This is a genomic window from Shewanella sp. SM20, assembly GCF_025654545.1.
GTDB lineage: Bacteria > Pseudomonadota > Gammaproteobacteria > Enterobacterales > Shewanellaceae > Shewanella > Shewanella oncorhynchi.
In genome coordinates this window covers 39,053-56,501 of the sequence record NZ_JAKKRK010000020.1, presented here as the reverse complement: position 1 = coordinate 56,501, position 17,449 = coordinate 39,053, and the positions used below count along the sequence as shown (strand labels likewise).

The 17,449-nt window shown below is 46.4% G+C and carries 15 protein-coding genes; 5 read left to right on the top strand and 10 right to left on the bottom strand.

Going from position 1 to position 17,449, the window contains the following annotated elements:
* The first annotated feature begins 101 nt into the window (after window positions 1-101).
* Window positions 102-1,256 (top strand): porin, encoded by a 1,155-nt coding sequence (locus L5M18_RS10235; protein ID WP_263196834.1) that lies wholly within the window; start codon window positions 102-104, stop codon window positions 1,254-1,256.
* A 456-nt stretch (window positions 1,257-1,712) separates the two neighbouring features.
* Here the strand turns inward: L5M18_RS10235 and L5M18_RS10230 are convergent, their stop codons facing one another.
* Complete coding sequence (locus L5M18_RS10230; protein ID WP_263196832.1) at window positions 1,713-2,273, bottom strand: gluconokinase; 561 nt, start codon at window positions 2,271-2,273, stop codon at window positions 1,713-1,715.
* Window positions 2,274-2,358: 85 nt separating this feature from the next.
* Between L5M18_RS10230 and gntU the strand changes: the two genes are divergently transcribed.
* On the top strand, window positions 2,359-3,702 hold the full coding sequence (gntU, locus tag L5M18_RS10225; protein ID WP_006083518.1) for a gluconate transporter: 1,344 nt from the start codon (window positions 2,359-2,361) through the stop codon (window positions 3,700-3,702).
* Window positions 3,703-3,762: 60 nt separating this feature from the next.
* On the opposite strand, the gene gntR is transcribed toward gntU, so the two are convergent.
* From gntR to L5M18_RS10210, 3 genes are all read right to left on the bottom strand, one after another.
* On the bottom strand, window positions 3,763-4,761 hold the full coding sequence (gene gntR / locus L5M18_RS10220; protein ID WP_011848117.1) for a gluconate operon transcriptional repressor GntR: 999 nt from the start codon (window positions 4,759-4,761) through the stop codon (window positions 3,763-3,765).
* A gap of 393 nt (window positions 4,762-5,154) precedes the next feature.
* On the bottom strand, window positions 5,155-7,590 hold the full coding sequence (locus tag L5M18_RS10215; protein ID WP_263196827.1) for a YgiQ family radical SAM protein: 2,436 nt from the start codon (window positions 7,588-7,590) through the stop codon (window positions 5,155-5,157).
* A gap of 216 nt (window positions 7,591-7,806) precedes the next feature.
* Window positions 7,807-8,217, bottom strand: a complete 411-nt coding sequence (locus L5M18_RS10210; protein WP_263140982.1) for an MAPEG family protein — start codon at window positions 8,215-8,217, stop codon at window positions 7,807-7,809.
* 157 nt (window positions 8,218-8,374) lie between these two features.
* Between L5M18_RS10210 and L5M18_RS10205 the strand changes: the two genes are divergently transcribed.
* Together L5M18_RS10205 and L5M18_RS10200 are read left to right on the top strand one after the other, a co-directional pair.
* The gene (locus L5M18_RS10205) at window positions 8,375-9,595 is read left to right on the top strand and encodes a threonine/serine exporter ThrE family protein (protein WP_105250515.1); all 1,221 of its coding nucleotides are present in this window, start codon (window positions 8,375-8,377) and stop codon (window positions 9,593-9,595) included.
* Between the two features lie 191 nt (window positions 9,596-9,786).
* Entirely contained in the window at window positions 9,787-11,433 is a 1,647-nt protein-coding gene (locus tag L5M18_RS10200; protein WP_263196826.1) for a hypothetical protein, read from the top strand.
* A 64-nt stretch (window positions 11,434-11,497) separates the two neighbouring features.
* Here the strand turns inward: L5M18_RS10200 and L5M18_RS10195 are convergent, their stop codons facing one another.
* The gene (locus tag L5M18_RS10195; RefSeq protein ID WP_263196824.1) at window positions 11,498-12,202 is read right to left on the bottom strand and encodes a DJ-1/PfpI family protein; all 705 of its coding nucleotides are present in this window, start codon (window positions 12,200-12,202) and stop codon (window positions 11,498-11,500) included.
* A 238-nt stretch (window positions 12,203-12,440) separates the two neighbouring features.
* On the opposite strand from L5M18_RS10195, the gene L5M18_RS10190 reads away from it, so the two are divergent.
* On the top strand, window positions 12,441-13,067 hold the full coding sequence (locus L5M18_RS10190) for a TetR/AcrR family transcriptional regulator (protein WP_263196822.1): 627 nt from the start codon (window positions 12,441-12,443) through the stop codon (window positions 13,065-13,067).
* Between the two features lie 28 nt (window positions 13,068-13,095).
* Here L5M18_RS10190 and L5M18_RS10185 read toward each other — a convergent pair whose 3' ends face one another.
* The 5 genes from L5M18_RS10185 to L5M18_RS10165 form a co-directional block, all read right to left on the bottom strand.
* Window positions 13,096-13,350 (bottom strand): hypothetical protein, encoded by a 255-nt coding sequence (locus L5M18_RS10185; protein WP_113941445.1) that lies wholly within the window; start codon window positions 13,348-13,350, stop codon window positions 13,096-13,098.
* 11 nt (window positions 13,351-13,361) lie between these two features.
* On the bottom strand, window positions 13,362-13,865 hold the full coding sequence (locus L5M18_RS10180; RefSeq protein ID WP_263196821.1) for a hypothetical protein: 504 nt from the start codon (window positions 13,863-13,865) through the stop codon (window positions 13,362-13,364).
* Between the two features lie 9 nt (window positions 13,866-13,874).
* A complete protein-coding gene (locus L5M18_RS10175; protein WP_113941447.1) occupies window positions 13,875-14,198 on the bottom strand; it encodes a DUF883 C-terminal domain-containing protein in 324 nt (107 codons plus the stop codon).
* Window positions 14,199-14,391: 193 nt separating this feature from the next.
* Window positions 14,392-15,675: an anaerobic sulfatase maturase gene (locus L5M18_RS10170; RefSeq protein ID WP_263196820.1), complete on the bottom strand. Its 1,284-nt coding sequence runs from the start codon at window positions 15,673-15,675 to the stop codon at window positions 14,392-14,394.
* A gap of 86 nt (window positions 15,676-15,761) precedes the next feature.
* Window positions 15,762-17,300, bottom strand: a complete 1,539-nt coding sequence (locus L5M18_RS10165) for an arylsulfatase (protein WP_411569185.1) — start codon at window positions 17,298-17,300, stop codon at window positions 15,762-15,764.
* Window positions 17,301-17,449 lie beyond the last annotated feature (149 nt).

The window sequence follows — 17,449 nt, the reverse complement described above, 5'->3', positions numbered from 1 at the left end:
TCAAAACGATTAACAACAGCATCTAAAAGAACGGTTACTCAGGGATCATAGGCTAAGCCTATGATCCCCTTGGAGAATACTTGCTCATTATCGGGGGATTTATGAATAAGACTTGTCTTGCTTTAGTGTTACCTATGCTATTAACAGCCACCAGCAGTCAGGCGGTTGAGCTTTATAAAGATCAAAAAAACACATTAGATTTAACCGGTTGGTTGGGGTTTGCCGCCTTGAATGACAGCCACGACACCTCGGTTATCGACGATTCATCACGCTTAAGATTTAGCTTCGAGCGCAGTGAGAGAAATGGCTGGACTGCCTTTGCTACCACGGAGTGGGGGATCAATATGGTCTCCAGCGACGATGGTTTAGTGATGCAAGGGGGCAAGCTCGCCGCCGAAAAGACCGATGATTTTCTCTATAACCGCTTAGGTTATGTTGGCATGTCCCACGATGTCTGGGGGAGTTTGAGCTTTGGTAAACAATGGGGCGCCTATTATGATGTCGCCGGCACCACAGATTTACCCAACGTTTTCGCAGGTTACAGCGTTGGCGCTTACACCTTTGGCGATGGCGGCCTCACCGGCACTGGCCGTGCCGACTCCGCCTTTATTTACCGCAATAGTGTCGGCCCAATGCAAATCGCCTTGCAATATGCCGCCAAAACCAATGGCGATGTCAGCTTAAAAAATGATGACGGCAGCGAAATGAGTAACTCTGAGTTGAGTTTCGACAGCAGTTACGGCGCCAGCATCACTTATGCGGCAACCGACAAATTCAAGCTACTCGCAGGCTTTAACCGCGGTGATTTTGAAGGCCACTTAGGTAATACCCAAGTCGATGAGACCAATGAAATTATTGGCATTGGTGCCATGTACGGTGACTACTATCACTATGCAGAAGGACGCGAAGCCAGCGGTCTTTATGTGGGTTTTAACGCTCACCAAAGTAAGAGTAATGAACTGGTCAATGGTGATCTCTACGACGCCACTGGTGCCGAGTTGATGACGGCCTATCAATTCGACAACGGTTTTGTGCCTATGGTCGTGCTCAGTTATTTAGATTTAGACACAGATGCAACTACGCCCATCCAAGGTAATTGGACCCGCCAATTTGCCATGCTGGGGCTGCACTATCGCTATAGCAACGACACTGTGATGTTTGCTGAAATGAAGTTAGATTTCAGTGATATGGATGATACCGCGCTCGAGGCCCAGGAAGACAACAGCTTCGCAGTCGGGATTAATTACTTCTTTTAAGGCTCAAGGGAATTTGACCAAGGTTGCTAAAGCGCTCATTCAACTTTGGCATTCCTTGGTCATATTTAGCGGGACTGTTTTTAATAACAGTCTTCAGTGGCTGTTTTAGTCACATGTTGAATTGAAACATGTTTTGCAGGACAAGCAGCTCGCGTCATCGCTCATATGCGTGAGCTTATTTGAGGCTGAGGTGCGGCGCACGTTTCGTCTACAAACGCTCGCCGTAACACTCATTGGATGGTACCGCAGGCTTACCATTATCTCTACGCCACTCCAAGTCAATTTCTGGAGTGGTTTTTTTCAATTTCGAGCGGCTAGCTCCAGATTTGCTTCGACCTTTGGCGGCACTAATTAATGACGACTGTCGTTCAGTTACCCCTTCGCTTTAAAGGCTAATCTGCAACATCATGATAAAGCAGCCAAGCCGCGCGTTAAGATCCCATGACCGACGTTTATCTATACTTCGCCATTTATCGCCTGAATACAGCGCTGCACGACTTCTTCGAAAGTGCCATCTATGCTCACTTGGATAACATCAGCTTCATCGGTCGCGGGCATTTCCAGCGTATCGAACTGACTCTTGAGTAGTTCAATCGGCATAAAGTGGGCTTTTCTGGCAAACATGCGTTCTTTGACTAATTCAAAATCACCATATAGATGAATAAACACCAGCTTACTGTTGTTCTGACGGATTAAGTCACGATACTGACGACGCAGCGCAGAGCAGACAATCACCCCCTGTTCACCTTTTTGTTCAATGCTATACACAGCATCGTTGATGCGCTCAAGCCAAGGTGCGCGATCGCTATCGTTAAGCGGTGAGCCAGATTTCATCTTGATAATATTGGCTCTAGGATGCAGGTCATCACCATCGATAAATTTCGTCTCTAACGCCTTTGCGACCGCAGCACCAATCGAAGATTTGCCACAACTAGAGACGCCCATGAACACATAGCTATTGCCTTTTTTTCTCACAGTCACTTTGTTAACCTCATGCCAATTCTCGAATTTAGTCACTTCCCACTCTATCATATTACGGGTAACATGTTACCGGTAACCTACAAAAATGTGGACAACTTAACTAACAAGGAAAAGTCCTCTTATGTCTGATATGTCATTGATTCTGACAGCGCTGGGTTCAATCGCCCTGCTACTGTTCTTAGTGATGAAAGTGAGATTACATGCAGTGGTATCACTGATACTGGTGTCGATCATTGCCGGTCTTTTCTCTGGCATGAACCCAGCCGATATCACTAATACTATTCAACAAGGTATGGGGGGAACACTGGGCTTTGTTGCGGTAGTGGTCGCTTTGGGGGCGATGTTTGGTCGCGTCATGGAAGAGACTGGTGCACTAGATCAGATAGCCCATACACTGCTGAATAAATTTGGTAACGACAAAGCCCACTGGGCGATGACCTTTACTGGTTTTATCTGTGCATTACCCCTCTTCTTCGACGTTGCTGTGGTGCTGCTGATTGGCATCGCCTTTGCCGTAGTTCGTAAAGGGGGTGGCAGCGTCGTTAAAATTGGTATTTCGTTGCTCGCGGGTATTGCCACCTGTCAGGCGTTTCTTATCCCTGCACCTGGGCCTATTTTGGTCGCTTCCCAGCTCAATGCCGACTTTGGCTACATGATAGTCTTTGGTCTGTTAGCATCCATTCCAGCGATGATTCTTGGCGGTCCACTCTTTGCCAGTCTCATCTCGCAAAAAGTCCATGTTGAGCTACCAGCCCACGAGCAGCAAGAAAAAGGTGAACGAGAAGGTGGACCTATCCCCTCATTCGCGCTATCAATCAGTATTGTGATTTTTCCACTGCTGCTTATCGGTTTGAAGACGGTGGTGTCGCGCTTTATTGATGAAAAATCCGATCTGCATAATTGGCTCGCCTTGATAGGTCATCCTTTCACCGCCATTTTGCTGGCCTGTTTAATCGCATTCTATGTGCTGGGCGTGAGACGTAACATTCCCAATGATCGCATCATGGAAATCTGCAGCAGTGCGCTCCAACCTGCGGGGGTTATTATTCTCGTCACCGGTGCTGGCGGCGTGTTCAAGCAAGTGCTGATTGATTCGGGTGTCGGCGATGCGTTAGGGAATATGCTGGCAGGTTCGGGATTACCGATTGTGATACTGGCATTTATTTTGTCGGCTTCGGTGCGCGTGATCCAAGGGTCGGCAACCGTGGCTATGTTAACGGCTTGCGGCCTTATCATCCCGATACTTGAACCACTAAACTTAGATGGTGCTCAATTGGCGGCGATTACGATTGCCATTGGCGGTGGTTCGATTGTGCTCTCGCACGTTAATGACTCAGGCTTCTGGCTCGCTAACCGTTTTCTTGGATTGTCAGAAAAACAAACGCTGCAAACGTGGACGGTAATGGAGACCATTATTGGCACGACGGGTGGCATAGTCGCCGTCATCATCTCAGCGTTTCTCTAACGCTAGCCAGTGATCAAAAACATTAGGCATTAGCCGTTAAGCGAAAGATCAAGGGGAAGTCTACAATGTTTCCCCTAGATCAATACGATAGCCCAGATCGATAACCGATTCTGCTATCTCTTTGCCATTTAACCTGTCTAATAACTCAGTGGCAGCAATTCGACCGATCTCCTTTCTCGGGGTAATAATGCTCGCCAATTTTGGCGTCATGGATTGCCCTATATCATGGCCATGAAACCCTGCAACGCCTATTTGTTCTGGGATCTTGATGCCTTGTCTTTGACACTCAAATATCACCCCCGCAGCCAAATCATCGTTAGTGCAGAAAAAGCTATCCACATAGGGATATTTCGCTAAGGTTTGTTGCAATAACGACGCCCCCAAGGAAAACGATGAAGCCTCATTTGTGGTCATCGTCAAAGGTGTGAGCTTGGCTTCCTGCATCGCTAACTCGTAGCCTCGCATCTTAAGCTGAGTGCGAATATCCATGCGCGCGCCTAAGTAAGCAATGTGGCGATAGCCTTGTGCAATCATGGCCTTAACCATTTCGTATGCGGCAGCTGTGTTATCGAAACCCACACACTGTTGAATCGAAGGCGACACACTATCCATCATTTCAATGACCGGAATGCCGGCCGTTTCAATCATTCGCACGGTACGCGGCGTGTGGTAACTTTCGGATAAAAGTAAGCCATCAATATTGTAAGAAAGCAGTGATGCCACCCGCTCCTCTTCCAATTCTGCCTGATATCCATAGTGAGCCAGCATGGTTTGATAACCTCGTTTGCCGGTAACATTCTCGATACCGCGCAGCACTTCGGCAAACACTTGGTTGGTTAACGACGGCACTAACACACCAATGGCGCGGCTGGTCGCTTGCGCCAAAATTTCCGGAGCGCGATTAGGTATATAACCTAAGGTTTCTAGCGCAATAGCTATCTTTTCTTGAGTGCTTTGCGCCACCCTTGTTGGATTTTTTAAATAGCGGCTCACCGTCATTTTGGTGATCCCAACTTGATCGGCAACGTCTTGAAGAGTGGGTCTACGCTTTTTATTCATAGTATCTAATGTTAGTTAACAAGCCGCGGATATGGGTGAGATGTATAGCTAAAATATCGAATATAAACAAATAGTAGACATAAGCATCAGACGAGATTTTATAATAGTTCGCCCTGCGATACCAGTTAGGACTCTTTTATCGCGGCGCCGCTCATTGTAAGCATTTATCGGTAAAGATGATGAGGGGCTGATAACAAAAAGCTCAAGTGCTAGCCCGTATATACATTAACTTATTTCAGACTGAGCTAAGGCAAACATACTGGCAAAATTGTGGCGAAATCAAAAAGGATTGTAAAAAAGGAGAGTATCGCGGGATGATCATGCTAGCTAGGCCGCTCCAAACCTATGTCAGGAGCGGCCTTTGCACATTATTTGTGATGGCTAAAAAAGTGATTACTTAGCCTGTTGGCGACCTTGGGATGGCTTACCTGCTGGTTTACCACCACTCTTTGATGGACTTCCACCTTTAGCCTGAGAACCGCTTTTAGCTTGAGAGCCGCCAGCCTTAAAACCAGACTGTCCGAAAGGCGCTTTCGCTCCAGGACGGCTCGAATGAGCTCCGCTAGGTTTAGAGCCAGTTGGTTTAGCTCCTGCTGGCTTAGCAGCATTCGCTGCAGGTTTTCCACCTTTTGCGGCCGGTTTTGATTCAGCACCAGCTTGCGCGCCGCCTTTAGCCGCACCTTTAGATTTGCCATCGCCCTTGCGGTCATCAAACTGATTACCCGAGAAGCGCGTAAAGGCTTTTTGGCCTTGGTTGGCATCTTTCATCCACTTAGGTCCGCGCTCATTTCGACCTTCTGGCGGCACTAATTGATGTGGGCTATTGCCGATCAAGTCTTCACGCCCCATGGCAGTTAACCCTTCACGGATCAATGGCCAACCCGCAGGATCGTGATAACGCAGCAATGCTTTATGCAAGCGACGTTGACGCCCTTTCTTCGGCACAGATACCACTTCGCTGGTGTGCTTGACGTTTTTCAGCGAGTTTAACTCGGTATGATAAATCGTGGTCGCATTCGCCATCGGTGACGGATAGAAGTTCTGCACTTGGTCGAGCTTGAACTTACGTTCCTTCAACCACAGCGCTAAGTTCACCATGTCTTCGTCAGTCGTGCCCGGATGCGCCGAAATAAAGTAAGGGATCAAGAACTGCTCTTTGCCCGCTTCCTTCGAAAACTTATCGAACAATTCTTTAAACTTATCGTAGGCGCCCATGCCGGGTTTCATCATCTTGCTGAGCGGACCTTCTTCGGTATGCTCAGGGGCGATTTTTAAGTAGCCGCCCACATGGTGCTGCACTAACTCTTTAACGTAGGCCGGATCTTCGATCGCCAAGTCGTAACGCACGCCAGAGGCGATCAATACTTTCTTGATGCCAGGAACAGCACGCGCCGCACGGTATAAGTCGATAGTGTGTTTATGATCTGTGCCTAAGTGGCCGCAAATCGATGGGAATACACAGGATAAACGCCGACAGGTTTTTTCGGCCTTTTCGCTAGTACAGCCTAAACGATACATGTTGGCGGTTGGGCCGCCTAAATCGGAAATTACCCCAGTAAAACCTGGCACTTTTTCCTGAATATCTTTGATTTCTTTAACAATCGACTCTTGTGAACGACTCTGAATGATTCGGCCTTCATGTTCGGTAATCGAACAGAAAGAACAACCCCCAAAACAGCCACGCATGATGTTGATAGACGTCTTGATCATGTCATAGGCAGGGATTTTTTCCTTGCCATAGATAGGATGAGGAATGCGCTGGTAAGGTAAATCGAATACGGCATCCATCTCATCGGTATTGAGCGGCCATGCGGGCGGGTTCACCCAAACGGCACGATCGCCATGGGGTTGAAATAACGCACGGGCACAACCAGGATTTTGCTCTTGGTGCAAAATCCGTGAAGCATGGGCATATAAATATTTGTCTTCGGAGACTTTTTCAAACGCTGGCAGCAGCACATAGGTTTTATCCCATGGCTTAGGTTTAGGCGGCTGAACGCTAATTGGCTTAGGGGCTTCGTTATCGAATATCTTCACATCCGACGGGCCAGACAAGTTAGCACAACCCACATCATCGGCGCCGTAAGGATTCGGCAACGGCTCTATCTTGTGCAGTTGGTCAATCTTGCGCGAGTCCATACCGCGCCATTCGGGCAGCGGCTCTTTACGGATAACAGCAGTGCCGCGTACATCGTGCAGCGAGCTAATCGGTTCGCCGGCAGCTAAGCGGCGTGCCACTTCAACTAAAGGACGCTCGGCGTTGCCATACATCAGAATGTCGGCCTTGGCATCGAAAATCACACTGCGACGCACTTTGTCCGACCAATAATCGTAATGGGCGATGCGGCGTAAACTGGCTTCGATACCGCCAATGATCACGGGCACATCTTTAAAGGCTTCTTTACAGCGCTGGGTGTACACAGTCACAGCGCGATCTGGGCGCTTACCGCCAATATCGCCAGCGGTATAAGCATCGTCAGAACGTAAACGGCGGTCAGCGGTGTAACGGTTGATCATCGAATCCATGTTGCCGGCGGTGACACCAAAAAACAGGTTCGGACGACCCAATTGCATAAAGGCGTCTTTGCTCGACCAATCGGGCTGGGAAATAATGCCGACTCGGTAACCTTGGGCCTCTAACATACGGCCGATCACTGCCATGCCAAAGCTTGGGTGATCCACATAAGCGTCGCCTGTGACTATGATAATGTCACAGCTATCCCAGCCAAGCTTATCCATCTCCTTGCGGGACATAGGTAAGAAAGGCGCAGTGCTATCGCCTGTAGCCCAATACTTGGGATGACTAAAGAGTGTGGATTCAACTTGCATCGATTATGACCCGAAAACGTAATGTCAAATAAAGGCGCCACTGAAAATAAGTTACACCAATTTAGGGACGCGGAGTATAGCAGGCAACGAGGGATAAGTGCGATTAAAAAAACATCAATCAAGGCGTTTTTCGGGGTATTTGAGCCTGAAGCGTAATACCCCTAAATCCGCTATGGATATGGCTTAGGGCGGAATTGACCGCCCAAACCTGCGAGCCTAGAGACCCTTTCCTAAACCTTGAGCAAAATGCAGTAAATTCACCAACGCCAAACTGATAATCACTAGCCAAGTGAGCAATACGCCCCAAAAACGACCAAAATGGTAACCACCTTGGCCTTGAGTTAAGCCAATAGCATGGAGTAAGCGCGCCACTATCCACACAGTCCCAAAACAGTGTAAATAAAATGCAGGCAAGCCACCCGCTTCGGCCACCAGCATTAAAATCAATACGATAGGCGCATTTTCGATCAGGTTAACATGCACTCGATTAGCCAAAGCTAAGGCGCTGTTACCACCATCCCCTAGGCCGATTTTCTGACCTCGCCTTAATTTCACTACTCGATAAGCCAAAGCGACAATTAATAGCCCTGTGAGGCTAGCGTAAAGACCCGTTACCATCAAAGACATGCCTATTTCCCCTTATCAAAAAGCTGACTATAGCCCGAGCTGCAAAAAATCAGCAATTTATTTGTATTAAGGTTAAAAGCCATTAACCTTTTATAGACAAGATAGGTTAATATGCGCGCGTCATTCCCTACAACTTTTTATACAGTGAATACCCCGATTGGATAACGACGAGTTTATCGAAAAACGCAGATTTATCATAAAGCTAGGCAAAGCCTTGCATAAGTTTGGCACACCCGCTTATCGTCTAGAAACCCACTTACAAACCGTTGCTCGCACCTTAGGTATCGAAGGCTATTTCCTTATATCTCCAACGTCGATGACCTTCGTTTTGCAACATGATACCGATCAAGAATATAACCATGCAGCTCGCGTTAAGCCCGGTGAACTCGATTTAGGTTCACTCGCCCGCACCGATGAATTGGTCGATGAGTTAACCTCAGGTAAACGCACTTTGGCCGAGGCCTTAGATCGCTTAGAAGAAATCGCCAATAAACCCAACCCCTATGGCCCTGTATTAACTTGCTTTTCTTTTGGAACTTCTGCCGCCGCTTTCGCTATGCTGATGGGCACGGGTTGGAACGATGTATTTTGGTCAGGATTATTAGGCTTATTCGTCTATGGCTTGGTATATCGTGCCGAACGCTCTGCCCGCATGGCAGAAGTGCTCGAACCCTTCGCCACTATCCTTTGCGCTATCGCAGCCTGTGGCATAGCGCGTATCGATCCAAATATTAATATCCCAGTAGTGATCCTCTCCTCCATTATTATTTTTATTCCCGGCTTAGCCTTAACCTTAGGTTTAGCCGAACTCGCCGCACGGGATTTAATTTCTGGCACGGCGCGCATCATGGATGCGAGCATGCAATTATTTAAGCTGTACTTTGGTGCAGTGCTCGGCATGGCAATCGGTAAGGCTATGTTCGGCGAAGCGATTCACATAGAACCTGAGGGTTTACCTCGCTGGGCAATTTGGTCGGCGGTTCCGATTCTATCTATGGCGCTGGTTTTTATCTTCAAAGCAAGGATGCAAGATTCGCCTTGGGGCGTATTGGCTGGGATAGTGGCGTTTTTCTCAGCCATGCTCGGCGGACATTATTTTGGTGATTCGGTGGGGATCTTCTTTGGTGCCTTGGCAGTAGGAATTTATTCTAACCTCTTCGCCCGCTGGATGAAGGCGCCAGCCTCCATCGCCCTGTTGCAGGGAATAGTGATCTTAGTCCCCGGCAGTAAAACCTATATCGGACTCAATGCACTGATCTCAGGTGAGACCATGCTCAATCAGTCGCACATAGGCTCGCAAATCTTTCTGATTTTTATGTCGCTGATTGCGGGGCTCATCTTTGCTAACGTCGCTGTCCCACCTAGGCGTACACTGTAACAATCGCTAATCCGGCTGGAGCCCGCGCCCAGCCGCCACCTCAAGATAGTCTTAAGCTAACCTTAAGTAAAATAAGAAACTTATTAAAATGTTTCCTTGACTAACACTCGTTTTCCATGTGTTATTAAATTGTGAATTGCAACGTGAAATTGTTTTCGCTGCAGTCGTCGATTTCATGGGAGTGGCCTTTTATGCAGAAATTTTTTCAGTATGCATGCATCCTATCTTGTTGTGTTGGCAACCTAATCAGGGTTGCCCAAGCAGAAGAGGCTAAGCTCGCCGATCCCGCAAACCAAGATCAAACAAAACAAAAAGTCAGCAAGATTGTGGTGGTCAACAACCCCATTTTTGATGAGTCAGATCCCGATGCTTTTTTCATTCACCGCTGGGCTAACGCCCTGCATATCAATACCAAAGAATATGTGGTTCTCGATAATCTAACCTTCAGCGAAAATGATACTGTTACACAAAAAGATCTCGACGAATCCCAACGCCTGTTACGCGCAGTGCCTTACATTCGCGACGCCAAAATTTATATCGCCGAGAAAGATCCCCAAGCCGATGTCGATCCATCCGTTGAGTCCGTGGTGGTGGAGACCTGGGATAATTGGTCATTATTACCGACAGCGAGTTTAAGTAGTTCAGGTGGCGACACCCGTTACTCCTTCGGGCTCAAAGAAGACAACTTGCTTGGAACTGGGATCCGCACTCGACTTAAATATCAATCTAATGAATCCCGGAATGGCTATAAATTTGCTTTCGAAGCGCCGCTCAGCATTATTGAGCACGGCACAGTTGCCGCTGAGTTCTACGACAATAGCGACGGCCAAGCTAAACACGTTTATGTCAGTAAGCCCTTCTATTCCCTCAATACGAGTACCATGTATTCGGCGGAGTTTTTAGACGATAACCGTACAGATACCCTCAGACAAAATGGACAAGAGGTGAATGAGTTCACACACACAGTCGACTATCTCAATCTGCAATATGGCTGGTTAATTAATAAAAACAGTCGGCACCTTTCTCGCTTTATTACTGGTGTCACCCAAGACAAGCACGAGTTTGCCCATTCTGAGCGCTATCCTACTTCCATGCTCCCTCAAGACAGGGACTTTATGTACCCTTGGGTCGCCTACGAGTTTATCGAAGATGATTTCCACGTACTGAATAATGTTCACCTGATCACCAACAATGAAGACTTTAACTTAGGTTGGCATCACTATGTACAATTCGGCATAGAAACCAATGATATAGGTGATAACAATCCCTTAGGCTACCACGTTAACTGGCAAAGCACTGGCGGGTATAAGTTTAACGATCAACTGTGGCTGTTAGAAATGGGGGGGACAAGCACTATCGGCACCACCCAAAAAGATACTTATAAGGTCGATATTCAAGCCGAATACTTCTATCAAATTCATCCTAAGTGGACGGCTTATGGCAAAGCTTGGGCTAGCCTTTCACAGAACACTTATCTGGATCTAACAAAAGGATTAGGGGATGAAACTGGCGTGCGCGGTTATCCAAACGAATACCAACAAGGGGATAATCAGTGGTTACTGACCGCCGAGATACGCAATTACCCCAATATCAACTTATACCAACTGGCTGAATTAGGCTGGGCAGTCTTTGCCGATCTGGGTCAAGCCTCCGGCGGCCAACTCGCCGAGAATAACGAAGTCAGCGGACCACTGGGTAGCATAGGCATAGGCGCGCGGATTTATTCCTCTCGATCCAGCTATGGCAACGTAGCCCATATTGATTTTTCACTCCCTTATACGGGCGGCGAGTCAGTAAACAGCTGGGAATGGCGATTCCTAGTGAAAAGCAGTTTTTAAACTAAGGTACATAATAATCGTATGAACTATGTACTTTTTAAGACAATCTTTGGCGCCTTGTGGCCTAAAATAATCCTGACGCTATCTGCCTGACCTCCTGTTCAACCCTCTGTACCAGAGAAGCGTCTGCCAATATGGGAGAACCGCAATTAAAGGGAGGTTTAGGATCATATTCAAACAATAACTGCAGTGTTTTAGCCTGTTGTTCACCCTCTATATTGGCAATGAGTGCCAAAGCAAAATCGAGCCCTGCAGTAATACCGCCGCCACTGATCCGATTACGGTCAATCACAATACGTTTATTTTCAAAGGTAATTTGAGGATATTGTACCAACACTGAAGCATAAGCCCAGTGAGTGGTCGTACGATAACCATTAAGTAAACCTGTTGCCGCAAGAATCAAGGCACCAGTGCATACAGATGTAATGTATTGTGCTTGCTCCCCCTTGCATTTTAAGAAAGAAATGACTTGCTCATCCTGTATTTGCGCCAAAGGATTTGCGCTCCCAGGCACTAAAAGGATATCTATCGGCGGACAATTATCGAAATCGTAATTAGGCTGTAAGTTAACGCCCGCATCACAGGGTAATAGCGTGCTGGTTTTCGCAAAAGTGAAGGTTTCAAATGATGGCACAAAGGCTAAAAACTGTAGTGGCCCATAGGCATCGAGCATCGTCATGCCGGGATAAAGGAAAATACCTACTCTTAATTTGTGCTTGATTGGATTATTTGTTTTATCACTTTGAGCCGCTTCAATATTTTCACTCATCACAGATTCTCCATCGGTAGTGACAATTTCATATTTCAGGTAACACTGTCGTTGCAGTTAACCCTATGACCGTCACTATAAAGCCCATTATTCCTAACCATCAGGCACAAACTCGCCCGAATGTTTCAAATGGTACACCTGAGCCTATCTGTTCCACTTAAGCAAAAATCACAACACAAGAGCCATTGAGGCTAATGTATAATCAAACGCCTGAATTGAATTTGGAGCAAAATCCAGTATGCACACCAAGCCCCACATGCGCATAGAACAAAGCCCACGAGCGATGCTCAAGGTTCTCCACGTTTTCAAGGAAATGCTTAAACAACAAGATTATCGTGATATTGCAGTGGCAGATATTGCGCACAAAGCCGATGTCGGGCGCACGACGTTTTATCGCTACTTCAAACGCAAGTTGGATATTCTTATTGCACTACATCAAAATATTTTTGAAAATATCTTTGAAGATCTACGGTCAACCGAAGACTGGCTTTCAACTAACACACCACCCTCATTGGAAAAACTGCTTATTACTTTTAGCCGAAACAGCATGTTTCGCCGCTCCATGTCATTTAGACTAGGTAGCGACCTCGATGCAGCAACTAAACAATTACAAACTAAACTTGTGCAACATATCGAAAATAAATTGATCAACACCTTCAACACTGACGAATTTATTATTCCAAGCTACACATTAGCCCATAGCATATGGGCTCTTTATTTAAGCCAAATTCAACAACTTATCGCCAGTCCCACACCTTGTCCTATACAACAAGCAAAATACTTACACTTACTGACTCGAGGCATAATTGTAGCGGCATTGACGACAACTAATAGCAGCGAAACCCACACCAATGGAAATCATTAAGGTAAAAATCACAGCATTTACATCATTCTCAAGCGATGAGTTTGGTAATCCAACGCAAGCCAAAAGTGCTACGCAGTAGTTTTACAGTGCTGTTATGGCGCATTTGAAACAGACAGCCAAGGCTAAAACTGACGATTAAACCTGGTGTCGACCCTATAAAATCACGACTGCTTTGCGCTAATTGTCGTTTCCTCATCAGTAACAAATCATGCTGCAACTGGCCTTGTTCCGTCAGCACAGTCAGCTTCAACTGCTGTTTTTTAAGTAACTGTTGAATTAGCATAGTCGCGCCTCCTATTTTTGATGTTCCGACTCTCGAGTCGAGAGCAAAAGCTGTAATTGCTGCCAAGTCTTCGAAAAGCCAGTTTGTGACAGCACATAGCCAAGACTACGCCAACACCAAAGCAATAAAACAAACTGTAGCACCACCAAAGAGATCACAGTGGCCAATAACGAACCGCTCAATTGAAACAGCATATAGCCCAACAGCAATAAAATACTGCCCCAGAATAACGTAATGCCAGTACCAAAACAGACGACTAAAGCCGCAGCAATAATCAGGCTACGCCCTGTTAACCGCCATTCTGCCGTTGCTATTTTCCCAGCCAACTTCAACTGCTCGAGATAGGCTTGCTTCACTGAACTACTAAGAACAGCTATTTCAGCCAGTTGCTCCATTGCCTGATCAATAACTTTATGCTGGGCAGCAGCTGATGCTGTCTGCCCAGTTTTGGCGGTTTGCGCACTATGCTGGACGGGCCTTTGTTCTGGCGCCTCTGACCTTGCACGGTTTTGCATAAATCCACCTTAGCGACGGCGCAATAAAGCCGTTAATACCACGCCAGCGGCAAAGGCAATCCCAGCTGTAGCCAATGGATTTTGCGCTGCCAACTCACGGGTTTTGCTATAAGAACTTTGCAGTTGTAATTTGATTTCCTCCTGCTTGAGCGCCAGAGTTTCCTGTGAGCTAGCCGCCGTTTTACGCAAAGTGTCTTCTGCAACTGCGGCTTTCTCTGCCACTGCATCAACTGCATGGTGCGTCACTTCAGTTGCTTTCGCTGTTGTGGGTGAATTTAAAGCACCGCTATCTTTACTGTTAGTTTGTTCTGCTACGCTTTTTGAACTGGCCATAAAAAGCCTCCTTGGTGAACACTGTGCAATGCAACAAGATGCTGCACTTTGCGTACAAACCAATGCAATGGCTATACCAAACAATATAAACACATAAAAACAAAAGGTTAGAACTCCATTATTTCTATTAACCCTCCAAGTTAACTGTAGATGTTACCTGCATTGAGTAATTTTTACCTACCCTATCAATACGTCACTTATTCGCTTGCTGCAGTAACGCTGCAATGCCGTAGAGTATAGGCGTAGCATGATCAAAAAAAGCACGAAATCCAGAACACAAGTAGTTCAAACCAAGCTCGCCATCTGGTGCTCGAATGAGACGATTTTTAGGACATTCTCCCCAGCACAATTTGAGATGCGAGCACTGTAAACAATAACTGGGCAGATTATCGCGCTTTGCCATCCCAAAGGCTTCTTGGCGAGTCGAAAAAACCAGATCATTCAAACCGTCTTTGGCAATGTCGCCAAGTTCGTATTCAGGATAAACATAGTGATCACAGGAATACACTTTGCCATCGTGCTCTACCGCAATGCCTTTGCCGCAAAACTCCGCCATCACGCAAATTTGAGCCGGCAAGCCCATCACCTGCGCAACTGCGGTCTCAAATAAGTTCACTAATACTCGGCCTAAATCATGGTTCACCCACTCTTCAAACACGGCTATCAAAAAGCGCCCCCACTCATCGGGATCAACAGACCAATCAGTGACCACAGACATAGGATGCCCAGGTTTAGCAAGCTCCGTACCTATGATAGGTAACATCTGCTCTTGCCAAAATTGTGGTGCGGTTTGCTTAAAATTATTCGCCTCAACACAAGGGGTAAATTGAATATAGGTGGCGCCGAGTTCTTGGGTAAGAAAACGATAAACCTCTAACGGATACATCACATTATGACGATTGATGACGGTCAAGGCATTGAAGGGAACTTGATGCTTTCTCAGCACAGCAGCCGCAGCCATTACTCGCTCAAATGTGGGTTTGCCGCTACGGGTGACGCGATATTTATCATGTAATGCTTGTGGACCATCAATTGACAAGCCGACGAGGAAATCATTCTCTTTGAGGAAAATCGCCCAGTTATCATCAAGTAGAATGCCATTAGTCTGTAAGTCATTTTTAATATTTACATTACTAGGCGCGTAAACTTTCTGTAGCTGGACGACTTTGTTAAAAAAATCCAGCCCCATGAGGGTAGGCTCACCGCCCTGCCATGAGAACACTATTTCATCGCCATCTTGGCTGTTAATGTAATTTTCGATAAACAATGCCAGTGTATCATCGGACATATATGTCTGCTTCGGTTGCCCTAACAACTCAGCTTTATGCAGATAGAAACAGTACTGACAATCAATATTACATTTCGAACCACTAGGCTTAGCCATCGCATGAAAACGTCGCACATATTCTGGGGTGTCACTCAAATCTTTCTTGGCTGTCAATAAGGGAATCACAGGCATATACGTGCTCTTTTTCATGGAAATAACACCATTTAAATTAATCCAATAAAACAAGTGCCCTGAATGCAATCGCACGCAGGACACATGAACACACGTTACTTTGTTTACTTTACAAAACTTGCTGGCTTTTGCCTGGGCGGGTAAGCGGCTAATGTTTGCTTCATTTTGGCGACTTCCGCCAGTGCTGGCATCATAATAAATGCATGGTCATACCACCAACGTTCGTATCCGATTCCAGTGTCTCCACGTTCGAAAGGATCGGTTTCCATATCAAAGAGCAAGGGCGCACGTAGCTGAGTAAAAGGCTCACGCCACACATCCATTCCGTTACTTTTCTGAATGTTAAAATGTATCTTCCAACGGCCATAACGCATAGCTAATAAGTCGCCATCATCACTCCAGTAGAAGAAGTTTTCCCGTGCGGTTGCCCCCTTACCTTCGATGAGTTTACTCTGGTCAAAGCCATCAAGATGAACCTTGTAAGTTATGTCGTTAACTTTATAGCCATTGAGCAGCTTGTCTTTCACTTGAGCGTCACCAGCAGCGGCCAATAATGTAGGAAACCAATCTTCACTGGCAAACATCTCCCTAATCACTGAACCCGGTTGAACATGCCCAGGCCATTTAATCATCGCAGGCACCCTAAAACCGCCTTCCCAGCCAGTATTTTTTTCACCGCGAAACGGTGCCATGCCAGCATCAGGCCAAGTGGCAATCATAGGACCGTTATCTGTGGTATAGATAATGATAGTGTTATCGTCTATGCCTAACTGCCCCACTTTATCGAGTAGCTTCCCCACTTGGTCATCATGCTGCAGCATGCCATCAGCATAAGTATTTAAGCCCGTTTTATCTTTGTATTCAGGGGGAACATGCGTCCAATTATGCATTCTAGAAGGATTCACCCACATAAAGAATGGCTTATCAGCCTTCACTTGACGGGTCATAAAATCAGCAGCAGCAGACATGAACTCATCATCTACTGTTTCCATGCGCTTACGCGTTAAAGGGCCAGTATCAACCACATCACCCGGAGTTGGCGCTACGCTGCCCCTAGGACTGTCTTTTTCGGCACTTTTTGCGGTTGCTTTCAACACCCCTCTTGGCGCAAAGTTTTTCAAAAACGCGGGATCTTTAGGATAATCCGCATTCTCCGGTTCTTCCTCGGCATTGAGGTGATATAAATTGCCGTAAAACTCATCGAATCCATGTCGAGTTGGCAAATACTCATCCCGATCGCCCAAATGATTTTTACCAAATTGGCCCGTGGCATAGCCCAGATTTCGCAACAAAGTAGCCATGGTCGGATCTTGCTCTGAAATACCCACCTTCGCCCCTGGAAAACCAACTTTACTCAGCCCAGTACGAATAGGCATTTGTCCAGTAATAAATGCCGAGCGGCCCGCTGTCGAACTCTGCTGAGCATAATAGGATGTAAACTTGGCGCCTTCTTTGGCGATCCTGTCAATATTAGGTGTGCTGTAACCCAGCATACCTTGGTTAAAGGTACTGAGATTCCAATAACCAATATCATCGCCCATAATCACTAATATATTCGGTTTATTTGCAGCGTAGATATTAGTTATATTACCGCCCAAGATTAACGTCACCGCTGTGGTAAGTAATTTTTTCTGCATGTGCATAATCCTTTCCCTCTCCTTGCTGTGATAATAAATTTATTATTTTTTATCCCGCAGCCATCGATTAATATAATAACCTGCACTCTGTAATTAAAACCGTTCCCATCTACAGAAGCTCTACACATTTCCACAAGGCTTTGTGCCATCGTTCA

Bases quoted from the DNA above. Each gene is read 5' to 3' on its own strand.
- L5M18_RS10235 (WP_263196834.1), top strand. From the start codon at position 102: ATGAATAAGACTTGTCTTGCTTTAGTGTTACCTATGCTATTAACAGCC.
- gntU (WP_006083518.1), top strand. From the start codon at position 2,359: ATGTCTGATATGTCATTGATTCTGACAGCGCTGGGTTCAATCGCCCTG.
- gntR (WP_011848117.1), bottom strand. From the start codon at position 4,761: ATGAATAAAAAGCGTAGACCCACTCTTCAAGACGTTGCCGATCAAGTT.
- L5M18_RS10215 (WP_263196827.1), bottom strand. From the start codon at position 7,590: ATGCAAGTTGAATCCACACTCTTTAGTCATCCCAAGTATTGGGCTACA.
- L5M18_RS10210 (WP_263140982.1), bottom strand. From the start codon at position 8,217: ATGTCTTTGATGGTAACGGGTCTTTACGCTAGCCTCACAGGGCTATTA.
- L5M18_RS10200 (WP_263196826.1), top strand. From the start codon at position 9,787: ATGCAGAAATTTTTTCAGTATGCATGCATCCTATCTTGTTGTGTTGGC.
- L5M18_RS10195 (WP_263196824.1), bottom strand. From the start codon at position 12,202: ATGAGTGAAAATATTGAAGCGGCTCAAAGTGATAAAACAAATAATCCA.
- L5M18_RS10190 (WP_263196822.1), top strand. From the start codon at position 12,441: ATGCACACCAAGCCCCACATGCGCATAGAACAAAGCCCACGAGCGATG.
- L5M18_RS10185 (WP_113941445.1), bottom strand. From the start codon at position 13,350: ATGCTAATTCAACAGTTACTTAAAAAACAGCAGTTGAAGCTGACTGTG.
- L5M18_RS10180 (WP_263196821.1), bottom strand. From the start codon at position 13,865: ATGCAAAACCGTGCAAGGTCAGAGGCGCCAGAACAAAGGCCCGTCCAG.
- L5M18_RS10175 (WP_113941447.1), bottom strand. From the start codon at position 14,198: ATGGCCAGTTCAAAAAGCGTAGCAGAACAAACTAACAGTAAAGATAGC.
- L5M18_RS10170 (WP_263196820.1), bottom strand. From the start codon at position 15,675: ATGAAAAAGAGCACGTATATGCCTGTGATTCCCTTATTGACAGCCAAG.
- L5M18_RS10165 (WP_411569185.1), bottom strand. From the start codon at position 17,300: ATGCACATGCAGAAAAAATTACTTACCACAGCGGTGACGTTAATCTTG.